The sequence below is a fragment of the Pseudomonas sp. NPDC088444 genome (genome assembly GCF_044900175.1).
In the GTDB taxonomy this organism is placed as follows: Bacteria; Pseudomonadota; Gammaproteobacteria; order Pseudomonadales; family Pseudomonadaceae; genus Aquipseudomonas.
This window is the reverse complement of the sequence record NZ_JBJDNK010000005.1, coordinates 301,409-322,113: the sequence shown is the minus strand read 5'-3', so window position 1 is coordinate 322,113 and position 20,705 is coordinate 301,409. Positions and strand designations below refer to the sequence as shown.

At 56.3% G+C, this 20,705-nt stretch carries 16 protein-coding genes; 5 read left to right on the top strand and 11 right to left on the bottom strand.

The genetic code is table 11. The features are described 5' to 3' along the window. Positions 1 to 53: 53 nt before the first annotated feature. From ACI2KB_RS12545 to ACI2KB_RS12525, 5 genes are all read left to right on the top strand, one after another. A complete protein-coding gene (locus ACI2KB_RS12545) occupies positions 54 to 2,243 on the top strand; it encodes a TonB-dependent receptor (protein WP_404634909.1) in 2,190 nt (729 codons plus the stop codon). An 83-nt stretch (positions 2,244 to 2,326) separates the two neighbouring features. After that, positions 2,327 to 3,727, top strand: coding sequence for a PepSY-associated TM helix domain-containing protein (locus ACI2KB_RS12540; protein ID WP_404634907.1), 1,401 nt, complete (start codon positions 2,327 to 2,329; stop codon positions 3,725 to 3,727). Between the two features lie 392 nt (positions 3,728 to 4,119). After that, positions 4,120 to 4,374, top strand: coding sequence for a DUF2790 domain-containing protein (locus ACI2KB_RS12535; RefSeq protein WP_404634905.1), 255 nt, complete (start codon positions 4,120 to 4,122; stop codon positions 4,372 to 4,374). 816 nt (positions 4,375 to 5,190) lie between these two features. Then, the gene (locus ACI2KB_RS12530) at positions 5,191 to 6,189 is read left to right on the top strand and encodes a DUF4238 domain-containing protein (RefSeq protein ID WP_404634903.1); all 999 of its coding nucleotides are present in this window, start codon (positions 5,191 to 5,193) and stop codon (positions 6,187 to 6,189) included. A gap of 208 nt (positions 6,190 to 6,397) precedes the next feature. Then, complete coding sequence (locus ACI2KB_RS12525; protein WP_404634901.1) at positions 6,398 to 7,171, top strand: SIR2 family NAD-dependent protein deacylase; 774 nt, start codon at positions 6,398 to 6,400, stop codon at positions 7,169 to 7,171. Between the two features lie 470 nt (positions 7,172 to 7,641). Here ACI2KB_RS12525 and ACI2KB_RS12520 read toward each other — a convergent pair whose 3' ends face one another. From ACI2KB_RS12520 to ACI2KB_RS12470, 11 genes are all read right to left on the bottom strand, one after another. Further along, positions 7,642 to 8,514, bottom strand: a complete 873-nt coding sequence (locus tag ACI2KB_RS12520) for a hypothetical protein (RefSeq protein WP_404634899.1) — start codon at positions 8,512 to 8,514, stop codon at positions 7,642 to 7,644. Continuing rightward, complete coding sequence (locus tag ACI2KB_RS12515; protein WP_404634897.1) at positions 8,514 to 9,332, bottom strand: hypothetical protein; 819 nt, start codon at positions 9,330 to 9,332, stop codon at positions 8,514 to 8,516. Before ACI2KB_RS12515 ends, ACI2KB_RS12520 begins: the two co-directional genes overlap by 1 nt. 199 nt (positions 9,333 to 9,531) lie before the next feature. Continuing rightward, the gene (locus tag ACI2KB_RS12510; RefSeq protein WP_404634895.1) at positions 9,532 to 10,554 is read right to left on the bottom strand and encodes an ABC transporter substrate-binding protein; all 1,023 of its coding nucleotides are present in this window, start codon (positions 10,552 to 10,554) and stop codon (positions 9,532 to 9,534) included. Positions 10,555 to 11,102: 548 nt separating this feature from the next. Next, entirely contained in the window at positions 11,103 to 12,530 is a 1,428-nt protein-coding gene (locus ACI2KB_RS12505; protein ID WP_404634893.1) for an NAD-dependent succinate-semialdehyde dehydrogenase, read from the bottom strand. A gap of 21 nt (positions 12,531 to 12,551) precedes the next feature. Beyond that, positions 12,552 to 13,922 carry an aminotransferase gene (locus ACI2KB_RS12500; protein WP_404634891.1) on the bottom strand — a complete coding sequence of 457 codons (1,371 nt, stop codon included), beginning with the start codon at positions 13,920 to 13,922 and terminating at the stop codon, positions 12,552 to 12,554. Positions 13,923 to 14,011: 89 nt separating this feature from the next. Next, positions 14,012 to 15,253: an ABC transporter substrate-binding protein gene (locus tag ACI2KB_RS12495; RefSeq protein WP_404634889.1), complete on the bottom strand. Its 1,242-nt coding sequence runs from the start codon at positions 15,251 to 15,253 to the stop codon at positions 14,012 to 14,014. Then, positions 15,240 to 16,331: a branched-chain amino acid ABC transporter permease gene (locus tag ACI2KB_RS12490; RefSeq protein ID WP_404634887.1), complete on the bottom strand. Its 1,092-nt coding sequence runs from the start codon at positions 16,329 to 16,331 to the stop codon at positions 15,240 to 15,242. Before ACI2KB_RS12490 ends, ACI2KB_RS12495 begins: the two co-directional genes overlap by 14 nt. Further along, positions 16,331 to 17,248, bottom strand: a complete 918-nt coding sequence (locus ACI2KB_RS12485; RefSeq protein ID WP_404634885.1) for a branched-chain amino acid ABC transporter permease — start codon at positions 17,246 to 17,248, stop codon at positions 16,331 to 16,333. The genes ACI2KB_RS12490 and ACI2KB_RS12485 overlap by 1 nt, the downstream gene beginning before the upstream one ends. Next, complete coding sequence (locus ACI2KB_RS12480; protein ID WP_404634883.1) at positions 17,239 to 17,973, bottom strand: ABC transporter ATP-binding protein; 735 nt, start codon at positions 17,971 to 17,973, stop codon at positions 17,239 to 17,241. Before ACI2KB_RS12480 ends, ACI2KB_RS12485 begins: the two co-directional genes overlap by 10 nt. Further along, complete coding sequence (locus ACI2KB_RS12475; protein WP_404634881.1) at positions 17,970 to 18,707, bottom strand: ABC transporter ATP-binding protein; 738 nt, start codon at positions 18,705 to 18,707, stop codon at positions 17,970 to 17,972. Before ACI2KB_RS12475 ends, ACI2KB_RS12480 begins: the two co-directional genes overlap by 4 nt. A 2-nt stretch (positions 18,708 to 18,709) precedes the next feature. Further along, positions 18,710 to 20,704: a hydantoinase B/oxoprolinase family protein gene (locus tag ACI2KB_RS12470; RefSeq protein WP_404634879.1), complete on the bottom strand. Its 1,995-nt coding sequence runs from the start codon at positions 20,702 to 20,704 to the stop codon at positions 18,710 to 18,712. Between the last annotated feature and the right edge of the window lies 1 nt (position 20,705).

The window sequence follows — 20,705 nt, the reverse complement described above, 5'->3', positions numbered from 1 at the left end:
CGCGATGAGTTGCGCTGTGCCCTGCTTGATCCATTTTTAGCAGTCTGAATTTCATGAATACCGATAAAGCGTTTCGATTCAACGCGTCGACCAAAGCCACGCAATCCGTTAAATCAACTATCAGCACTCTGCAACTCCCGCGACTCAATCGCTCTCACTGGCTAGGTTTGGCGATCGCCTGCGTATCCAGCCAGGTGTTCGCAGAGACCGCAGAGTTGGGGCCGCTCACCGTCACTGCCGCGAGAGGCTCCGACTTGGAACGGTTGGATCTGAGCACCACCGTTATTAGCCGTCAGCAGATCGAATCGGCCCCTCAAGCAACTGTCGACCAGATCCTGAACCACATTCCGGGCGTGTTCGTGCCACAAGCGTCCACATTTGCCGTCCATCCCACGGCCTCAGTGGTGAGCCTGCGAGGCTTCGGCAATTCATTTGGTGTCAAGACCCTGGTCATGGTCGACGGAATTCCGATCAACGATGGTTACTTCCGAACCGTCGACTGGACGCAGATTCCCAAGAGCCGAGTCGAGCGGATTGAAGTTATCCGCGGAGGCGGTGCCACAAGCCTGTGGGGAAATCTGGCCCTGGGAGGTGTCATCAACATCGTCACCAAGGAACCCGAAGCTGGGCACAGCACCCTGGATGTCGCTTACGGGAGCCGGAACACTCAAAACTTGAGTTTGAGCAGTGGTCTGGTCAGCACTGAAAACTTCAAGCTCGGGCTGGATGTATCGACCCTGCGCACCGACGGCTACAAGTCGACACCCAGTCGTTACCGGAACGCGGACAGCTCAGCAACCTCAGGCTTCACCAACGATGCCCAACTGTCAGCTTATTTCGACCCTGATAACGGTGACCGTTACTACATAAAAGCGCTGATGCACGACAAACACTCCGATGGGGTGACATGGGATGGCGGCGGCAATGACTGGAAAAAAGCAGAGCTGCAAGCAGGCGCGAGTCACCTGCTTTCGCTCGGGAGCTTGAACGCCAACGCCTGGATCAACCGAACCTGGTTCGGCACACGCAACGGAACACCTACAGGTGGCTACAGCTTGGCCACTCCGCAGGCGGGGCGTGCCTACCTGTCTCAAGATGAAGACGCCGACTACGACAGTGGAGGTGGGTCAGTGTTCTGGGCACTGGATCTTGACCGAGTACGGGATATCAAGGTCGGTCTGGATCTGCGGGACATACGCATCAACAACGACAGGAATCACCTGCTGGATGCCGCCGGCAATCAAACCTCCGTGTTCGATACAGAGGGAGAGCATCGCTTTCTTGGCGTTTTCGCCCAAGGCACGTGGACGCCCGAGGACGTTCCATTGGACGTTACCTTGGGACTGCGTGAAGACTTCTGGTGGGCAAGACATGGCAGCATCAACGGAACAAGCTCCGCAGGTAGCCTTGATCAGTCGCTGGACGACGCCCGTTTCACCCACTTCGATCCGCGGCTAGGGGCCCGCTACTACTTCGGTAACGGCTTCGAACTGCACGGGGCGTTGTATCGCAACTTCTCAGCGCCCGGGATGAATCAGATGTATCGAAGCTACGTAAGCGGGAGCACCTATAACCAGACGAACCCCAGCCTCGAGCCCGAAACCAATTTCGGCAAAGAATTGGGTCTGGACTACAAGACGGATGATCTCACGCTCAGTGCCACGGTGTTTCATAACCACCTGCAGAACTTCATCGACTATCCAAACGTGTGCACCGGGCCGATTGCATGCGCGCCATTGGTGGCAGGAACCGGACTGTCAGGAGTCACTGCGGTTCGCCAGTACCAGAATGTCGGTGATGCCACATTGAAGGGATTGGAGTTGCTTGGGGATTACCGCTTCAGCGACACCCTGAGCTTTACCGGGGGCTTTACTCGCACGATGGGGTATCTCACGAGCAGCGACGCCGTTAGCGCTCCAACCCATCAGCAACTGGGTCAATTACCAAGCTGGGTGCTCACCAGCGGAGCCATCTGGAACGCGACCGATCGGCTGACTCTGAATCTGCAGGTCAAGCGCGTGCCCGACTACTGGTACAACACGGCACACACCGTCAAGAACGACGCCACGACCCAGGTGGACCTAGGTGCAAATTATCGCCTGACAAAGCAGGTGGAGCTCTACGCCACTGCTCAGAATCTTGGCAATAAAAACTATGACGATACCGGAGCTCAAGGACCGACCACGGCTCCGCAGCTCGGACAGCCACGCACAGTGCTGGGCGGGTTTCGCTTTAGCTTCTGAGTCGACAGCGGCTGCCAGTAACTGAGCCACATCCTTGAATCCTAGGTCTGCCCCGGGCAGATCGCTACCTGAGTCTCAACGAAATGAAAAATACTCAGCAAGCTCCTCGTAACACCTCGCTCTATCGCCTTGTTTGGCGCTGGCATTTCTACGCGGGTTTGTTCTGCATTCCGTTTGTTCTGGCATTGGCTCTGACAGGCACGGCATACCTCTTCCATCCGCAAATCGACAGCTGGTTGGACGCACCCTATAACCATATTGATCCCGAAGCGACACGCCTTCCTCCCAGCCGATTGGTGGAAGCCGCCATCGACCGCTACCCAGGTTCGCGCCTGAATGCCTTCCAATTGCCGACCCGCCCAACCGACGCAGCCCAGGTGCTCGTAGGCAAGGAACAAGAGTTGTACCGGGTTTATCTGGACCCTACCAACGCTCAGGTGTTGTTCAGCCAATCGGAAGACAAACGACTCACACGTCAGCTCTTCAACCTGCATGGGGAATTGCTGATGGGATCGCTCGGTTCCGTGCTGATCGAGCTCGCCGCGTGCTGGACGATCGTCATGCTGCTCAGCGGGCTGTACCTTTGGTGGCCCAAGGATGGAAGAATTGCCGGCGTGCTCTATCCCCGTCTTAGCAACAAAGGCCGCCTATTTTGGCGAGACCTGCATGCCGTAGTCGGCTTTTGGGTTTCGATCTTCGCGGTGATGCTGATCTTGACCGGCTTGCCTTGGGCACAGTTCTGGGGCGGTAGCCTCAAGACCGTTCGCGAGTGGGCCGCGAATCACGCGGTGCAGCAGGACTGGACCACAGGCAAAGCTTCGGAAATGGCACAGCGTCAGGCGATGAACTCCGACGCGATTGATGAGCACGCGAATATGCCTGGCATGGCGGGTATGGCGATGCATGCAGTACAGGCACCCGCACCCAGCTATGCCCCGCTCGACAACTTAGTCCCACGAGTTGCCGAACTTGAGCTGGCGTTCCCCGTCCTGATCAGCCCACCATCCGGCCACTCGTCTAAGTGGACCGCACGCTCGGACGCCTCCAATCGCCCAATGCGCGTCAACTTGGTCCTGGACGCCCAGCAGGGACAAATCAGCCAGCGGACAGACTTCAGTCAACGGCCGTTGCTGGACCGCATCATCGGCTACGGCGTGGCTGCACACGAGGGGCAATTGTTCGGTTGGCCCAATGTCGTACTGGGGATATTCACAACAGTAGGACTGATGACTTTAACGATCAGTGGCGCAGTGCTCTGGTGGCGCCGGCGCCCCACAGGGTTGCTCGGTGCTCCATCTGCGGTTGGTGACGCACGCTTACCGTGGAAATTTGTATTGGTGCTCGTCGGGCTAGGCGTGTATCTCCCTCTGCTCGGCGTCTCTCTGGTACTGGTCTGGGCTATCGAGCGTTGGGTTCTCTCAGCCATTCCGGCGACAGCACGCTACCTGGGGCTCGTTCCCCGATCCAAAGCCCTAACCGGTTAACAACCAACGGTTCGCAAATCGTTGAGCTCATCGGTCGACTGCGCGTAAAGCAACATCTCCATCTCATTGCCCGGTGCCAGATCAACCGGGCAATGCTGTCAAACAGACGGAAAGCGCTTTCAATGGCCTGCCGATCAAAGCCCGCGGCCCGCGAGTCAATGTCAGTATCAATCTGAAAAAAGCTTTCGAGTTGCGCCTAGGTGGGGATGATTCGTCACGTTCGGCCTGCTTCTAAAATATCGAACAAAAAAACGGAGTTGCCTGGAATAGGCCTTGAAAGCAGACGTCATACCTACGAACCAAACAAACAGGCAAGTATTAAAGCTGACCGCTCACAAAGGCACCAGCAGACCCAAAACTTGCCTCACTTTCAAATTCGTGGGAGTCATACTATGAAAGCAGTCATCATTGGCTTGGCATTAGCCTTCTCTTCTGCATCTTTTGCTGCCGACATCAGTATCGCAGAGGCAACTTCTGACATCGATCAGACCTATAACAAGCTGGACATTAAAGAAATCATTAGCAAGACCGATCTGAGTGGTCTCTGCGGTGTGCGTCAAGCCGAGCTGGTGTATCTCGACCACCAAAATCAGCAGCACACATACAAATATCTGGCTAACGACGAGTGCCGTCTCGAACAGCTGTGAGGGCTCGCCAAGTCTGAATCAGCAAATCATCAAAACATCCGTCCCTCGGGTAGCACCTTTGGAGAGAGCTTCTGATCGGCGGATGTTTAATTTTTGTTGCAGATCTATTTCTGAATCTCCGTTAGGCCATGTTTACGTCAGCACATCGCCCCTGATTGATCATAGGCAGACTCTTTCCTGATGTTAGTCTGCATGCCGCTTTTATGACCGTTCCCCCATCTGCTGAAGTGCTGATATCACCGAGTTCGCTCACAACGTGACGGGCGGTGGCAATTGGAGCGCCTCATGATGTGAAATTTGCTCCCAAGTGATTTGATTTCCACTGGGCAAGGTGACAGTTTCCCCTGAGAGAATGCTCGCAGCGAAGGCTTGCACCACCTGTGGATTTATTCGCCGATCCAATACTGCCTGCTCATCTCGAGCTCTGTACCAGATGCCGCCGAGATGCACCCATCTGCTTCGACTGACATTTACCGTGTAAAACGCTCCTATAGGTCGAGCCAGGTCAGGTGAGCGGTGCCCGAACACCAGGTGAATTGCCGCAGTCAATGGCTCAAGAACACCCTTGATGTTGCGCCGATGGTCAGCTGTAGGTCTATAGGGCATTCTTCGCTCCATAAAGCAGTGATTGGCCAAATACCATTTGCACCTGAATGATGTCAGTAGCGGTCTGCGGGTCGTGAGCTGAAGCACGAGGTGCGGATATACTCACGCCAAAAACTCTGCTCATAGCCGGTATTTTGCTCGCTGGGGCGGCCCGCTACCAAGGGCCATGAGTGTGACTCAGGCTATACGACCACCTATAAGGAAATCGACATGACCACTGCCAAGAGCGAGCCGCAAAAAAAACGCCATCATTTCGTTCCGAAAGCTTACCTCAAGGCTTTCTGCGACGAAAACGGGCGATTGCATGTCTATCGGAAAGATGCCCCTCAGAGAGCGCTTCGACTTCAACCTGACTCGACTCAATTTCAGACATATTACTATTCGCAGCCAATGCCCGATGGCGGACAGGACAACAACACACTGGAGAATGTGTTTGCCGCAATCGAAACGGATTGGCCGGCAACCGTAAACGCCCTGCATCGACGTGAAAACATCAATCAGCGTCTGCAGAATCTGTTTGAGTTCATGTCTCTTCAGCGAGTCAGAGTTCCGGCTGCGAGAGATATGGCGGAAGCCGTCAACGCTCAAATCGTCAAATCGACATTGAACATGCTGTATGACGCAGGGAAGTTGCCCCCCCTCCCAGGAGGCAGAGCCCTTCTTGAGGCCGTAGAGGTGTCGATCGATCCGCATCGCAGCATTCACGCCATGCCCTTTATGGTGCAGGGCATGGCAGAACTGTTCAACGTAATTGGGTTGGGAGCGCTGCACAACCTCACCCCAATTCCCTTTCTTACCAGTGACAATCCTGTCATCTGGTTCGACCCCTCTAAGAAATTTGCGGAGCAGCTGCCCTACACCGTAGATCTCCAGCACGGCGATATCCAGTTCTTGTTCCCGATAAGCCCCAAACTCATGATTGTGGGGACGAGGGACCTCGGTGAATCATACAGCCGCAATGGTTTAGCGCACGGTGAGATCTCAGATGCTGAGTTCGTTGACGCCGTCAACGCACAAATCTGCCGATTCGCTTATGAGTCCGTCATTTCCAGCACACCCGGACAGGAGAATCTGGTCAGCGCTTTTGCCGATGAGTCGCCTGTGCTCGAAACCCAAGATCTGCCCATCGCTGGAGGAGGCTTCTCCCATTTCCGGCACATTTTCGGCAAGCGCAAGCCCAAGCCCAGATGGCAGACCAAGCAAGGTTGAAAAAAATTGATGTTCCGTCAGCCCCGTGGAGGAGAAAGCTCTTTTACCCGGAGGGTTACGCAATTTACGCCCTGCTCACTCACCGGCGGGTCGAGATGTTTGGATCACCGTCGACACTTTCGCCATTAAGGTACCCGCTTCGGACTGGTAACGTGGGATGCTAGCGTTACGCGCATTGAAATGTGGTACTGACCGGAGCAGCAGCCTCATGCCTGACTCAATTGAGATAGCAGCAGCGCTTTTAGGCCGAGCAAAGAGGGTCGTCATCTTCACGGGCGCGGGTATTTCTGCAGAAAGCGGTATCCCGACCTACAGAGACCCGATGCAGGGCTTATGGTCGCACTACGATCCTGAAACCCTCGAGACCGCACGAGCGTTCAGAGATGATGCGGCGTTGGTCTGGGGTTGGTATGTCTGGCGTAGAGCAAAGTTCGGCCTCGCCGAGCCTAACCCCGCCCATTTTGCAGTTGCTGAGCTCGCGAAACATTGCGATGTCACAGTCGTGACCCAAAACATTGATGACCTTCACGAACGTTCGGGATCTACCGAGGTAGTCCATCTTCATGGGAGCCTGAACGTAGCGAAGTGCTTTGCCTGCGAACGTGAAGCGGTAACGGAGTCGCTCTCTTTCCAATCAGTAAATGAAGCACAACGCATTGAGCCACCTCGCTGCAGGCGCTGCAATGGCAAGCTACGCCCAGGCATCGTCTGGTTTGGCGAAAACCTCCCCATGCGTGCTTGGAACAAGGCGAAAACCGCAGCTAAAGAATGCGATGTTCTCTTGTCCATCGGGACGTCAGGCGTGGTGTTTCCTGCTGCGGAAATACCGAAAATAGCATTGCGAAGCGGCGCTTCAGTGATACACATCAACCCTGTAGAGGTTGCTCCACTCCAGGCGAAGGAAATTGCAGTGATTGGCAACGCGGCAAAATCCCTACCTGACATCATTGACCTGATGCGTCGTTCACTAGACTACAGCTAAGCTGTGCCACAAGCGTCGTTGCGCAGAGTAGCGTGACTGCCCAAAAGAAGCAGTGGCTTATCCCACCGGTTGGCGCCGCAAAGCGGCCCGCGCAGTAGTCTACTTATAGCTTTTACGGATCTTGCCGTGTTAACCTAGCCATAAGCGCAGTGTGTACGCGCTTACAAAAGCCCCGTGCTTGCTACTCCTGGCTCCGTCCCTAGGGATTGAGGGTTAAGGGGAACGCAACAAGCGAACCGTTGAACGTAGTCATTTGCCTGCGCTTCAGCTTGGCTTGATAAGTTGGATTGATTGGCGCGTTTCCGGAGACGCCCCTTTCATTGGCTTACTTGCCATAAGACACGAGTCAGAGCCACTTTTGGCCTGCAGGGCTCAGCAATGGACTTTTGTGATGCAGCAACGGCCAGCTTCGCTGGCCGTTGTAGTTTCTGTCATTCACAAATGCCCCTCCCTTCCCCCCTTCCCTTCACTCACCCGCGAACATGATCGTTCGGAGCGATGTTCAAGTGAGGGTTCCCCTCAAAGCGTTGCGCTGGCAGATGACATCCGAAAAAGCTTCCTTTCAGATTTCTGTTTCCCTTGGTGCAATCGTAGTGAAACAAGGGATCGTAGGGGGCGCCCAGTCTTCGTTTACCAGCGAGCAGACAATGAAGCTGATGGTCACCACCAGCTCGCGCAAATCCGTGACGATCGTTGCCAGGTGGATGAAACTCAACACCTTGATCATCCACGAAGCAGGAGCGTTGCCGCCCCTCAATCATCTTCATTGGATGGGCGCGGATGACATCGCGGTTGTGACGCACCACCGCTTCACGCGCGACAACGCCGCTGGCCAGCTCTTGGTGAAGGACTTTCAAAGCTCCAACGTAAATATCGGATTTGAAGTTGCGGATCGGTAGCAGCGCCGCAGTGGATGAGGCCCGAGACTGAAGCTCGTCCTTCAATGTTGGCAAGGCCGAGCGTACCAGCGCTGTGGCCTGCTTGAGTTTTTCCACAAGCTCATTCGCAACCCGAGCAAGTGAAGTCATTTGGGCTGCATCCCATTGCCAAACAACCGGGACCATCAAGGTGTGTGGGAAGAAAGCATCCGTGAAAAATTCCGTGCTCGCTGGGTCCCTCACCAGGTAAATGATCGCGAACGACGTCTCTTTGACCTTCGCGTTTTGCGTCAGCTGTTGTTCGAATCGATCCAGGAAAAACTTGATGTTGCGCTGAGAATACGGAACATAGCTCGGCATGGTATCGATGCAGAACCCGGCTCCCTTGGCGTATTCGGCATTCTTTGCTTCCACCCTGTCTCGAATCTCACGCGGAATTCCGGCAAAGCCGAAGTAGTAGTCCATTACTTCCCCATTAACTTCCCGACGATATCCAAAGGCAAGGAAACTCGCTTGAGCTCGCTTTCAGTCAGGCTTTCCATGAGAAGCGTCAGTACAGACTTCTCGCCGCGCACCTGGGCTGGAGTCTTGTGCATGAATCGCTGTATATCCAGTCCATTCTTCTCGAGCCACTCAACAATTTGCGCATGAATGCTGGCCTCAGCATATGCCCCCTGAGGACTCTCAGAAGTGATGAGGTGAACACGTTCGATGTGTACAAACCCCTCTGGCCGAACTTCTGTCCGAGGCAAATCCAAGAATCGCAAAGGTGGATCAACCCGCATGTAGCGTTCGAAATCGTCCCGGATCGAGTGCGAGAAAGCGGCCACCAATGCACGCGTCAGCCCCTCATGCGTAGGAGCCATGGCTTGAGGTAGCGTGATGACCTGGGGAGCCGGAGGGTTTTTAGGGCCGACAGCCAAAATAGTCCCGCTGTCATTAGGACTCAGCACTTCCAGATCCTCGGATAGCTCTTGCTGGATGAACTGAGACAGTTTCAAGCCATTCAGTTCTTTGTGCAGGACATATCCTCGACTTGCCGCAATCTGCCCCAGCTTTGCGAGCAGCACGGGTTCTCCCCGGGTGACCCACTGTCGGTTGATTTCTTCAATGAGAAATTTTTTGAAGTCCAAACCAACCGCTGTCTGTTCCGTCATAGATGTTTTCATACCTTGGTAATGGTGAGCAGCCACTTGGCGACGTGCTGCGAATCCCAGGACGCCCTGCATCGCGAGATGGCCAATCGCCTGATGATCAACGATCCGATCATAGCGGGCAAGCATGAGGCTAATAATCTAAGCCTTGGCCACTATCGATCACAAAAAGCTCGCATGACCCCACCTAGACCATCAGGCTTATCGCTGGAAATTTTAGGCAGTCAGAGGATCGCGTCAGTCCAAGCGCACGGGGCTTCAGCGAAAAAGCGAGGGCTAAGAACACCACGCAGGGAGTAATCGGGCCCTCGCGGGCCCGATACCGGAGTTACTTTGCAGCCCAAGCATTGAAGCGTTGCTGAAGCTCTTCACCGTTATCGAGCCAAAACTCGGTGTCGATTCCCGCAGCCACCTCCATATTTTGCGGTGCAGTAGGAAGCCCCGCGAGGATGGCAGGATCAATCAGTTCTGGAGCTTTCACATGCGTCGGCCCATAAGGGATCGCCTCGGCGAACGCTTTCTGGTTCTCCGGTTTGCTGGCGAACGCGATGTATTTCTCACCCAATGCCTTGTGGTCAGACCCCTTGACGATCGCCCAGCTATCCAGATCGAAGAGGCTATCCTTCCACGCAATACCGAAGTCTTTCCCCTCTTTCTGCGCAGCCGTGACTCGGCCGTTATAAGACGAGGTCATCACTACGTCACCGGCGGCTAACCATTGCATTGGCTGGGCCCCCGCTTCCCACCACTGAATGTTCGGCTTGAGCTCATCAAGCTTTCTGAAGGCACGATCGACGCCCTCCTTAGTGTTCAACACCGAATAGAGCTGATAAGGCTTGACCCCGTCTGCCAACAGAGCGATCTCGAGGGTGAATTTGGCACTCTTGCGAAGCGCCCGTTTGCCCGGGTAAGTTTTGACATCCCAGAAGGCAGCCCAATCAGCGGGAGCCTTTGCAAATTTCTTGTGGTCATATGCGAGCACCATTGACCAAACCGCCATGCCGACTCCGCACTCACTCACGGCAGGTTTAATGAAATCTGCCTGATTCCCAATCTTGCTCCAGTCAAGCTTCTCGAACAGCCCTTCTTCACAGCCGCGGGCCAGGTCCGGGCTTTCGACTTCAACAACGTCCCAATCGGCGTGTCCGGTGATGGACATGGCCTTGATCTTAGCCATTTCGCCGCCGTACTCACCCGGGGCAATGGTTCCTAAACCCGCTTTCTCGAATGGCCGATAGAACGCCTTGGCCTGAGCGTCCTTCGCCTGACCCCCAAATGAAATGACCGTCAACGTCTCCGCATGAGCGCCGACACTGCAACAAAGCAAAGCAAGAGCGAAATATTTTTTCATTGTTAGATTCCTCTTGTACTTAAACGCGATTGGAAATCACCGACCCCTGTTCGATCCAGCAACGTTTAGCACTGGATACCAGACTAGCGCCCAAATCCATCTGGCCACCGCGACTGTTGTTGGATAGTTCATCGCTCTACCCGTCGCCACCGTGAAACGCGCTGTCCCTGCTGCTACCGCTCCAATCCTGCTCAAGCCACGGGCTCTCACTATGGGAGACCCAATAACCTTGATTTAGAAAAAACCGCGTCAACCTCGCAAAAAACTACGGCTAACCGTAGAAAGCGCAGCGAAAAAAGGCGTCCGGTGCTACTGGGTACAGCACCGAACGCAAAGAGGAGACCCACTACTTGCACAGCACTTACAGCCGGCCTACGGCTCGATATCGAACCAGGGTCTGACACCAAAAAGAACGTCCGACCGAGACCATAGGCTTGCTCCGACCGCTGAAGTGAAGAGTGTGGCTAATCACCTCAGCGGAAGACTTTGCCATCCCGTTGACTGTGCAGACCCGTTATCTGGGTCCGCGCAGGCACCTGGACAGCCTGTTACACACGACGGCGACTCACCAGTTTCTCCTGAAGGAACGGCATGATTCCCTCGGTGCCGCCTTCACTGCCGTGGCCACTGTCCTTGATGCCGCCGAATGGAATCTCCGGCAGCCCCAAGCCGTTGTGGTTGATGCAGAAAGCACCGGCTTGAATTTCAGCCGAAATACGGTCTGCTTCCTCGAGATCGCTGGTGAAGGCGTAGGCTGCCAAGCCAACCGGCAGCCGGTTGGCTTCAAAGAGCATGGCGTCCAGCGACGGCATCGGATTGATGATCGACAACGGACCGAACGGTTCTTCATGCATCACCCGCGCGGTCAGTGGAACGTCACTGATCACAGTGGGTGGGTAGTAATAGCCAGGCCCTTTGGGCAACACACCACCGCAGTTCAGCGTGGCACCGACCTGCACCGCATCCTGGACCAGCATGTCGAGGGCAAACGGTCGACGCCCATGCGCAAGTGGGCCCATCTGGGTAGCCGAATCTGTCCCGGCGCCATAACGGATCGCCTTGGCCGCTTCTGTGTATTGGTCAAGGAAATCCAGATAGACATCCTGATGAACCAAGAAGCGGGTTGGGGATGCACATACCTGACCCGCATTACGGTGCTTCGCCGCTACCGCTGCGGCCACTGCAGATTTGATGTTCGCATTAGCGGTGACGAGCACTGGGGCATGTCCGCCGAGTTCCATCGTGGTCCGTTTCAGGTGACGACCCGCTAATTCGCTAAGCTGACGGCCTACCGGGATAGAGCCAGTGAAGGACACTTTGGCGATTTCCGGCGCAGCGATCAGGTAGGAGGAGATTTCCTGAGGCACACCGAACACCAGGTTCAATGCCCCTGCTGGCAGGCCTGCCTCAGCAAAACACTCAGCCATGAGCGCGGCGCAGGTTGGCGTTTCCTCCGGTGCTTTACCGATAACTGTGCATCCTGCGGCGAGTGCTGCAGCAACTTTGCGCACCAGTTGCGTGAGCGGGAAGTTCCACGGGCTGAGAGCCAACACCGGCCCCACCGGCTCACGGAGCACCATCTGAACGACTTCAGGTGTGCGCCCTGGAATAACTCGACCGTAGCAACGACGAGCTTCTTCGGCGTTCCACTCTGTGTGATCGGCTGCCGAGCTGGCTTCCATACGGGCTTCGTACAACGGCTTACCTTGCTCACGAGTAATCGCCTGAGCAATCTCCTCGTTACGCTGACGCATCTGCGCAGCGGCCCTGCGCAGGATGTCGCTGCGTTCTGCAGATGAGACCAACCGCCACTTCAGAAACGCCCGCTGCGCCGCCTCCAGAGCACGATCCAGGTCCTCACGCTCAGCGAACGGCACCCGACCAATCTCTTCTCCGTTAGCCGGGTTATAGATGGGTGCGCTGCGCTTGCTGTTCGCCCCGGACCATTGGCCGTCGATAAACAGGAAGTTGGACATAAAATCCTCCTACAACATTGCTCAGCGCAGACGCTGAGTCAGTTGATCCAGGCCGATGGCGAACTTGTTGAGCACGACATCGATTTCCGCTTCGGTGATGATCAGTGGCGGAGAGAGCGCGATGGTGTCGTTCGGGCATCCGCGTACGATCAGGCCCTGCTGTTCGCACAACGCGACCATTTGTGCGCCCACCTTCATTGATGGCGCGAAGTTCTTGCGCAGCGCCTTGTCGTCGACCAATTCGAGGCCCGCGACCAAGCCCACGCCACGGATGTTGCCGACCAATGGGTGTTCACCGAAGCGACGGCGCAACTCGGCTTGCATGTAGCCGCCAACGCGACTGGTGTGCTCAACCAGATTCATCTCGTCGTAGATGCGCAGGGTCTCCAGCGCTACGGCAGCAGGGACCGGGTGGCCGGAATAGGTGTAGCCATGACCGAAGGTGCCAATGGCGTGAGTGCCTTCAGCAATGCCGTCAGCCAGCTTTTGCGAGATCAGGATTGCACTGATCGGCTGGAAGCCTGCGGAGAGCGCTTTGGCGCAGGTCAGAATATCGGGGGTGATACCCATGGTTTGGCAGCCCCAATAGCTGCCGGTACGACCGAAACCGCAAATGACCTCGTCAGCAACAACCAGGATGTCATGGCGACGAAGTACTGCCTGGATCTTGTCGTAGTAGGTACGAGGAGGCACCAGTACCCCGCCGCCCCCGGTGATGGGTTCCATGAACATGGCGGCGATCGTATCGGCACCCTCGGCAGCAATCAGATCTTCCAGCTCTTTGGCGCAGCGATCGGCGTACTGCTCTTCGGTCTCGCCCAGCAGGCCGTTGTGATAGAAATCCGGGGCTTGTACATGCAGGAAGCGTTCGAATGGAACGTCGAAGCCCTGATGGTTCACCACCTGACCGGTCACAGAGGCTGCGGCCAGGGTGATGCCGTGGTAACCACGATGACGACCGATGATTTTCTTCTTCTGCGTACGACCCAGAGCGTTGTTGTAATACCAAATCAACTTGATGGCGGTGTCGTTCGCTTCAGAGCCGGAGTTTGCCAGCAGCACTTTGCCCATGGGCGCAGGTGCCAGCTCGATCAGACGCTGCGACAGGTCGATCAGAGGCATGTGGGTCTTGCCGGTGAAGCAGTGATAGAACGGCAGCTCTTGCATCTGCTTGTAGGCTGCGAGTGCCAGACGTTCGTTACTGAAACCCAACGAAGCGCACCACAGACCCGCCATGGCATCGATAAATTCGCGACCCTGCTCATCCCAGATACGGATGCCTTCACCGCGGGTTACCACAAATGGCATAGGCCCGACTTTGGGGTCGACGTAGGGGTGCAGCGCGTACTCTCTATCACGTTGAGCGCTAGCGGTAAGAGCGTGTTCTGACATGGTGGACTCCAAATCCAGGCAGAGGGATGCTGCGCCATGAAACAAATCCCATGGCGGGTATGAACAACGGTTAATCGGCTACAAAAAATCTACTGTTGAAGCAGGACGCTCTCCGGGATGTCCCGACTCAGTGTTACTTGGTCAATGACCTTGGAACTCCCACCCGATGTCTCAGTGATCAACATGGGCATTCGCGTTTGTATGTGCATGGTGGAAGTGAATGACCTCGGCCCGAGCAAGGTCTCCTGGGCGTTGAACTTCTCCATCGCGGCAACTACGGCATCGGGATCAAACGTACCGGCCTGTTCAACACCGATCGCCCAGTTCTGGATGGCGGCATAGCCGTCGAGGGACGCTTGACTGACGGGAGCCGAACCAAACTTTGCCTTGTAGCGGGTCACCAGATCGTTCACAGCTGGCCGTGGATCATCTCCACGAACGGAAGCACGGGCCATGGCAAAAAAGTTATCCAGCCCGGGGACTGAACTCAGCCAGTAATCGCCGTCCATGGACGTACCATTGAGCAGTGGGGCCTTGATGCCGGCGGCACGAATCTGTCGAACTGCACTGGCGGCACCTGGTAGGTACGAACACAGCATGATCGCGTCAGGTGCTGTAGGCAGACTCTTGATGCGAGTAATCTGGGATGCGATGGACGTGTCGTTATTTTCGAAGGTCTCCTTACCAATCACCTTCACACCGTCCATCTGCTTGAACATCCATTCGAAGCCGCCGCACATGCTTCGGTCGTACTGGATGCTGGTGTCGAGGAGCAGATAAACGTTACGCACGTTGCGTTTGTTGTAGGCCCATTCGGCCATGGCTGCACCATCAGCATGGGCCTCTGATGCGGCACTGAATGCATGCGGCCCGATTCCGTGTACGCCTGCTTTAAAGTCGCCTGCGCACAGAAAGGTGGAGATCTTGCCGGCAGATTCATTGGCGAGCGCAGCTGGCGCTCCCATGTCGTAGTCGCAGCTGACAACCATCATGGGGAGGTCTTCGGCGATCAGCTCCTGAGCAACCTGAGCACTGCGCGCAAGGTCGGTCCGGGTGTCACGGATGTCCGCAACAAGCTTCTTGCCGAGCAAGCCGCCCTTGGCATTGATATCGTCGATAGCAATCAGTGCAGCTTGGGTGGCGCCGGTGTCGTACGCCTCCATCCAACCAGAGCGAGCGACGGCAAAACCAATTTTCTGCTCATCGGTTGCATAGGTGGAGGTAGCGGCGCAGATCAACAGCCCGGCGCCCACGCCCAGGTTGAACATCGCACGCAAACGCACTGTTGAGACAAGCGTTTTGCCGGTACCACAAGCGTTAGACAGCTTCATTGGGGTTACCCTCCGAGAATGAATTGGATGCTTTACCGTCGTTGTTAACCCGACGGCGTAGGCGAAGAGTCCATTCGCGGTCCCCCACCAACCCAAGCGGCCGTTTGACGAGCACGATGCACATGGCCAAGGCGACGAGCAGGTTCGCTGTGCCTGGCGGAATGGTGAGGCTGAACCCTAGAACCGTTGCAGTGCCCTCTAGGCGCACCAGTAGCTCAACGGCTACCGACACGATCAGGACCCCGAAGACCGCCCCGGACAGGCTGAACATGCCGCCGATGATGAGCATCGTCAGAGCGATGAATGTGGCATTGAGGTAAAAAGAGTCAGGACTCAAAACCCCCAAAAATCGGGCCTGCAGGTTGCCCGCGATGCCACAGACAAACGCGCTGAGGACATAGGCGAGCAGCCGGACGCGATAGCTGCGGATTCCACACGCAGTGGCTGCTGCCTCGTCTTCCCGAACAGCCCTAAGCGCAAGCCCTGCTTTGGAACGGGCATGAAGATGCGCGATCACAACGGCAATAACAGCCCAGATGAAGACGCCCCAAAGGTTCAGATTGGTTGGCACGCCGGCGAGTGAGCCTACCCCACCTGTCCAGCCATTGGCGTTGGCCGCAAGGGTGTTAAAAATGGCGAGAAACGCGAGCGTGCCGATCGCTGCAGCAATGCCCGTCAGTCGCATGATTGCTGCCCCACTGATCAATGCAATCAGTGCAACCGCAGCTGCCACTGTCACCAACGCAACGATCGGTCCAAACGCCAGGCTCTGCAGAGTGTCGGGCAAGGACGGCAACAACAGTTTTTTCATCATAGGGCGCATCGTCACCCAGGCCGTGAAATAGGCACCGAGCCCAACGAATGCGATATGGCCGAAACTCAAAATTCCTGAGTTGCCGATGAAGATGTAGAGCCCTACAACCAACACCACGTTGATCAAGATCCCGATCGCAAGCCGAGTGATGACCGGCGACCCGATGAAAAACACGACCAGCGTCACGACCGCCAGCAGCGCTATCAGTATCAGCAGCGGCGAATGCTGAGCCAGGAATTTGCGAGCATCGAATTTTGTTTTCATTAGATACGCTCCGCATTTCGGGAGAAGGCGAACAATCCATGCGGCCGCACGAGCAGCACGATAATCACCGCCAGGTAAACGAACGCCGTGCGAAATGGACGAAGCTCCACCGGAAGCAACATCTGCAGCGCGACGCTTATCAATCCGAGCAGAAAAGCACTGATTACGGCGCCACTCAGGCTGCCCAGACCGCCGACCACGGTTGCCACGAATGCGATCAAAAGAATGCCTTCCCCCATCCGCAAACTGGCGATACCCGTCTGAGGAAGCGTGAGCAGACTCGCGATCGCCGCAAGAGCCCCCGAAAGCGCGAAGGCAAAGAGGATCACGCGGTTGGCAGGCACACCGAGCATCTGCGCCATCCGGAAGTTTTCAGCCGATGCCCGCATCGCAGCGCCGAAACGCGTGTGGCGTAGGAACAGGGTGAGCGAAATCAACGCCACTGCCGTCACTGCCACGATCACTAATTGCAGAGCCGCTACACGCAAGGAGCCGATTTCGATAGGTACCGTCAGCGAGGGCCAGAGATCTATCGCAATAGGCCGACTACCGAACTGAATCAAAAGCATGTTCTGCAATGCAGTGCCAAGAGCGAATGAAGCGATCATCATGGTGGCTGGCTGGACGCCGCGGAGCCGACGAAACAGCAAGATCTCCGACAGAACCGCCAAGAGCATTCCGATCAGAATGACGACCGGCACCAGCAACCAGGTTGGTAGTAGACCGATGAAAAGTTTGGAGACGCCCTCACCTGCAGGAACCAGCAGCGCAAAGGCACAACAGGCGATATAGGCACCTTGACCAAAGTTGACCAACCGCATGACGCTGAAGATCAAACCGATGCCGAGCGCGGTCAACGCGTAGATACTGCCTAGGCTAAGGGCATCGATGAGGCTCTGCATGAGGGTTACGAGCATGGCGCGATCTCCTCTGCTCCGAAGTAGCTATCTTCCAGTGCACCGTTCTGAGCCAGCTCGCGAGCCGCGCCTTCCTTGACCACCCGGCCGCCGCTGATCATCAGCAGCCGAGCGTCCAGCTCGATAGCCCGGTTGAAGCTCTGCTCGGCGATCAGCAACGTGAGTCCACGTTTCTGGCGCAGCCCCATCAACACTTCGTAGATCTGATCAATCACCTTGGGAGCCAGGCCCAGGGATGGCTCATCGATAGCGATGAGTTTTGCGCGAGTCATCAGTGCTCGACCGATCGTCAGCATCTGCTGCTGTCCACCGCACAACAGACAGGCAGGATCGGCCAGACGAGATTTCAGGGCTGGCAGTTCATCCAGCACGAACTCAAAATCTTCATCGATCTGAAAGCGGTCCTTGCGCAGATAGGCTCCCAAGCGAAGATTTTCTTCAACGCTCAGGCTGCCGAATATGTCGCGCCCTTCAGGCACGAGGGTAAAACCAGTAGCAACAATCTTGTCCGGGGTAAGGCCCAAAGTCGGCTGGCCTTGAATGTAAACCGTGCCAGCGGCACGCACTGCGCCTGCCAAGGCTCGCATCATGCTGGACTTTCCGGCGCCGTTTGGCCCGGCCAGGAACACCAGCTCTGAAGGAGCGATGTCCAGACTCAGCCCATGCACTGCGCGCAGCGGGCCGTAATTCACGGTGAGATTACGAACGGTCAGGCAAGGCGTCATGACGTCACCTCCGGTTCATGTTTGGAGCCCAGGTAAGCCTCACGAACGATGGCATTGGTGCGAATGGCATGGGGGTCCCCACTGGCAATCAGACGTCCACCATCCAGTACGGCAATGTGTTCACAAACACTCAACACCAAGGGCACGTTGTGCTCGATGAGCAAGACTCGGACATTCTGCTCAGCAATAGACTTGATCAGTCGACCCAACTCATCCGCTTCGGTGGCGGACATTCCCGCCGCTGGTTCATCCAACAGCAGGAAGTTCGGATTACCCACCAACGCGCGTGCGATCGACAGTCGACGCTGATCGGTGTAGGGCAAATCACCTGAGCGGCGTTCCGCCATGTGGCTGATACCCGTCCATTTCAACAGCCGTTCCGTCTCGGTTTCAGCCGCACGACGACTGAGTCCGAGGCCGACGCCTGCGGCCGTGACGTTGTCCTCAACGCTCAGCGATGCGAACAACCGTCCTGCCTGGAATGTGCGGCTGATGCCAAGATGGCGAAACTCAACCGGCGATTTGCCTACCAATGAAACTCCGTCCAGGGCGATACCGCCCTGTGCAGGCGGCTGGAAGCCGGTCAGCACGTTAATGCAGGTACTCTTGCCCGCCCCATTCGGCCCAATCAGGCCGAATACTCCGGGTCCCTGCATGGCAAAAGTCACGTTGCTCAAGGCTTTCAACCCACCATAAGCGACACTGACATCTTCGATTTCCAGCAGCCTGTTCATGGCTAGACCGTCCAGTGAGCGACGGAACGGGCCTCGAACATCTGGCGGAACTGCGCGGTGGTCTTGGTCAGCACCTCACCGGTTTGCCAGTCGAGAATGACCGCATGCTGACGGATGACATCCAGCATTTCGATCTCGCCATCACGGAAACGCTGTGCCACAGTTTCCGGATTCTCACGTGCCCACTGCACGCGATGAGCACGGATGTAACTGCGAGCTTCTGCAGTCGCCCCTTCATCGACCTTGTACTCACACAGGTCAGGGTCAACAGCCTCGACCACTACCCCGTAATCGAGCTGCGCACGACCAATCGAGACGTAGCCGTCAATGACATCGTTCAGAACGTGCTGGGGATCGCGCTCCAGCGGATCACCGAAGCCACCGCCACCCGATGTGGTGCGGCTGAACTTGTCGCCTTGATTCACGGGGAAGTCGGAAAACGCCGCACCCAACCACTGAGAGTTGCTGCCATCCGCTGGATGGAAAGTGACACCGTTTGGAATGCCTGGCAGACCGCCGTCCAAGCCCCACACGATCGAACGCTCACGCTCACTGGCGTAGGAAATAACGGTGTTTTCCACGTTGCGTGCCACGACGCTCTTGACCACACCAACGCCACCACGCCACTTGCCCGGTCCTGCGGAGTCGACCAATGCTTTGAACACACCGGTCAGAATCGGGGCTCCCCGCTCCTGCCCCTCGGCAGGCTGAGTCAGCAACCCGGCACCGGTCAGGATGGTGTTCAAGTTGGCACCATCGCGGTCATGACGGCCACCCCAACCACCGGGAATCCAGTCGTAGAAGGTGAAGTTCGGCTTGCCAGGCTTGCCGGCATCCTTACCACCCACGAGCAGGTATTCCGAATGGAATGTACAGGCCATGGCACGCTCTGGAACGATCTTCGACCACAGGCCGACGACGGCCATGACGATCTTGTCGAAAGGCATGAAGAAGCCCGTGACCGACACAGGCCATGGCGCGTTGACGCAGGAGTTCTCAGGCGCCACAACTTCCATCGCGCGATAGAAACCAGAGTTCAGCGGCAGATCCGGGAAGAAGTACTTGGTCGCGGCCACACAGGCGGAGAAGGTGCCGCCCAGACCTGCGTTGTAGATCGACTGCACGCACGGATGTGAGCCGGTCAGGTCATAGATGATCTTGTCGCCAGTCAGCGTGAGCTTGATCTTGATCGGGATCAGACCTTCTTGGCCGGTACCCAGATCGCGGTCCATGTAATCCACCGCTTCCCAGGTACCTTGAGGGAGTTTCCCCAGGCGCTGAACAGTAGCGGTCTCCACGTAATCCTGGACAGCGCTGAAGCCTTTGACGACGACATCCTTGCCGTACTTACCGACTAGACGGTGGATTTCGCGCTCACAGACGCGGGTAGCTTCTGCCTGAGAGTGCATGTCTCCCAGCACTTCAGCAGGGTCACGCGTTTGAGCGGCGATCAGGTTAGCCACGTCATCACAGAAGCGGCCGGCGTGCCACAGACGGGTAGGCGGAATACGTACGCCTTCGGAGAACATGTCCTTGGCGTGCACATCAAATGAGCCAGGAGACGAGCCACCGACGTCGGTCCAGTGACCGTTCGCTTGAGAAAACGCGATCACTTCACCGTCTACGAAAATCGGGCGCACCAGGCGCACGTCCGAGAAGTGCGTACCGCCCAGGTAAGGGTCGTTGATGATGTAAACGTCACCCTCTTCCATGCGTCCTTTGAAGGCTTCGATGACGGCCTTGCACGTCAGGTGCAAGGTACCGATGTGACCCGCCAGGTCTTCTTCACCCTGAGCGATCGAGTTGCCGTTGGCATCGCTCAGGCCGTTGGAGAAGTCACGGTTGTAGATCACGAACGAATAGCAGGTACGCAGGATCTGCTCGGACATCTGGTTGACCGAGTTGATGTACGAGTTCTTCAGTACTTCAAAGGTGACCGGATCCAGAACGATGTCATCGGCGCTCTTTGCTTTGATGTGTTCATTTAAGTTGATCATA

Excerpts from the sequence above, each read along its gene's own strand:
- ACI2KB_RS12525 (WP_404634901.1), top strand. The coding sequence starts at position 6,398 with ATGCCTGACTCAATTGAGATAGCAGCAGCGCTTTTAGGCCGAGCAAAG.
- ACI2KB_RS12475 (WP_404634881.1), bottom strand. The coding sequence starts at position 18,707 with ATGAACAGGCTGCTGGAAATCGAAGATGTCAGTGTCGCTTATGGTGGG.
- ACI2KB_RS12520 (WP_404634899.1), bottom strand. The coding sequence starts at position 8,514 with ATGGACTACTACTTCGGCTTTGCCGGAATTCCGCGTGAGATTCGAGAC.
- ACI2KB_RS12505 (WP_404634893.1), bottom strand. The coding sequence starts at position 12,530 with ATGTCCAACTTCCTGTTTATCGACGGCCAATGGTCCGGGGCGAACAGC.
- ACI2KB_RS12510 (WP_404634895.1), bottom strand. The coding sequence starts at position 10,554 with ATGAAAAAATATTTCGCTCTTGCTTTGCTTTGTTGCAGTGTCGGCGCT.
- ACI2KB_RS12470 (WP_404634879.1), bottom strand. The coding sequence starts at position 20,704 with ATGATCAACTTAAATGAACACATCAAAGCAAAGAGCGCCGATGACATC.
- ACI2KB_RS12540 (WP_404634907.1), top strand. The coding sequence starts at position 2,327 with ATGAAAAATACTCAGCAAGCTCCTCGTAACACCTCGCTCTATCGCCTT.
- ACI2KB_RS12490 (WP_404634887.1), bottom strand. The coding sequence starts at position 16,331 with ATGAAAACAAAATTCGATGCTCGCAAATTCCTGGCTCAGCATTCGCCG.
- ACI2KB_RS12480 (WP_404634883.1), bottom strand. The coding sequence starts at position 17,973 with ATGACGCCTTGCCTGACCGTTCGTAATCTCACCGTGAATTACGGCCCG.
- ACI2KB_RS12495 (WP_404634889.1), bottom strand. The coding sequence starts at position 15,253 with ATGAAGCTGTCTAACGCTTGTGGTACCGGCAAAACGCTTGTCTCAACA.
- ACI2KB_RS12500 (WP_404634891.1), bottom strand. The coding sequence starts at position 13,922 with ATGTCAGAACACGCTCTTACCGCTAGCGCTCAACGTGATAGAGAGTAC.
- ACI2KB_RS12485 (WP_404634885.1), bottom strand. The coding sequence starts at position 17,248 with ATGCTCGTAACCCTCATGCAGAGCCTCATCGATGCCCTTAGCCTAGGC.
- ACI2KB_RS12535 (WP_404634905.1), top strand. The coding sequence starts at position 4,120 with ATGAAAGCAGTCATCATTGGCTTGGCATTAGCCTTCTCTTCTGCATCT.
- ACI2KB_RS12530 (WP_404634903.1), top strand. The coding sequence starts at position 5,191 with ATGACCACTGCCAAGAGCGAGCCGCAAAAAAAACGCCATCATTTCGTT.
- ACI2KB_RS12515 (WP_404634897.1), bottom strand. The coding sequence starts at position 9,332 with ATGCTTGCCCGCTATGATCGGATCGTTGATCATCAGGCGATTGGCCAT.
- ACI2KB_RS12545 (WP_404634909.1), top strand. The coding sequence starts at position 54 with ATGAATACCGATAAAGCGTTTCGATTCAACGCGTCGACCAAAGCCACG.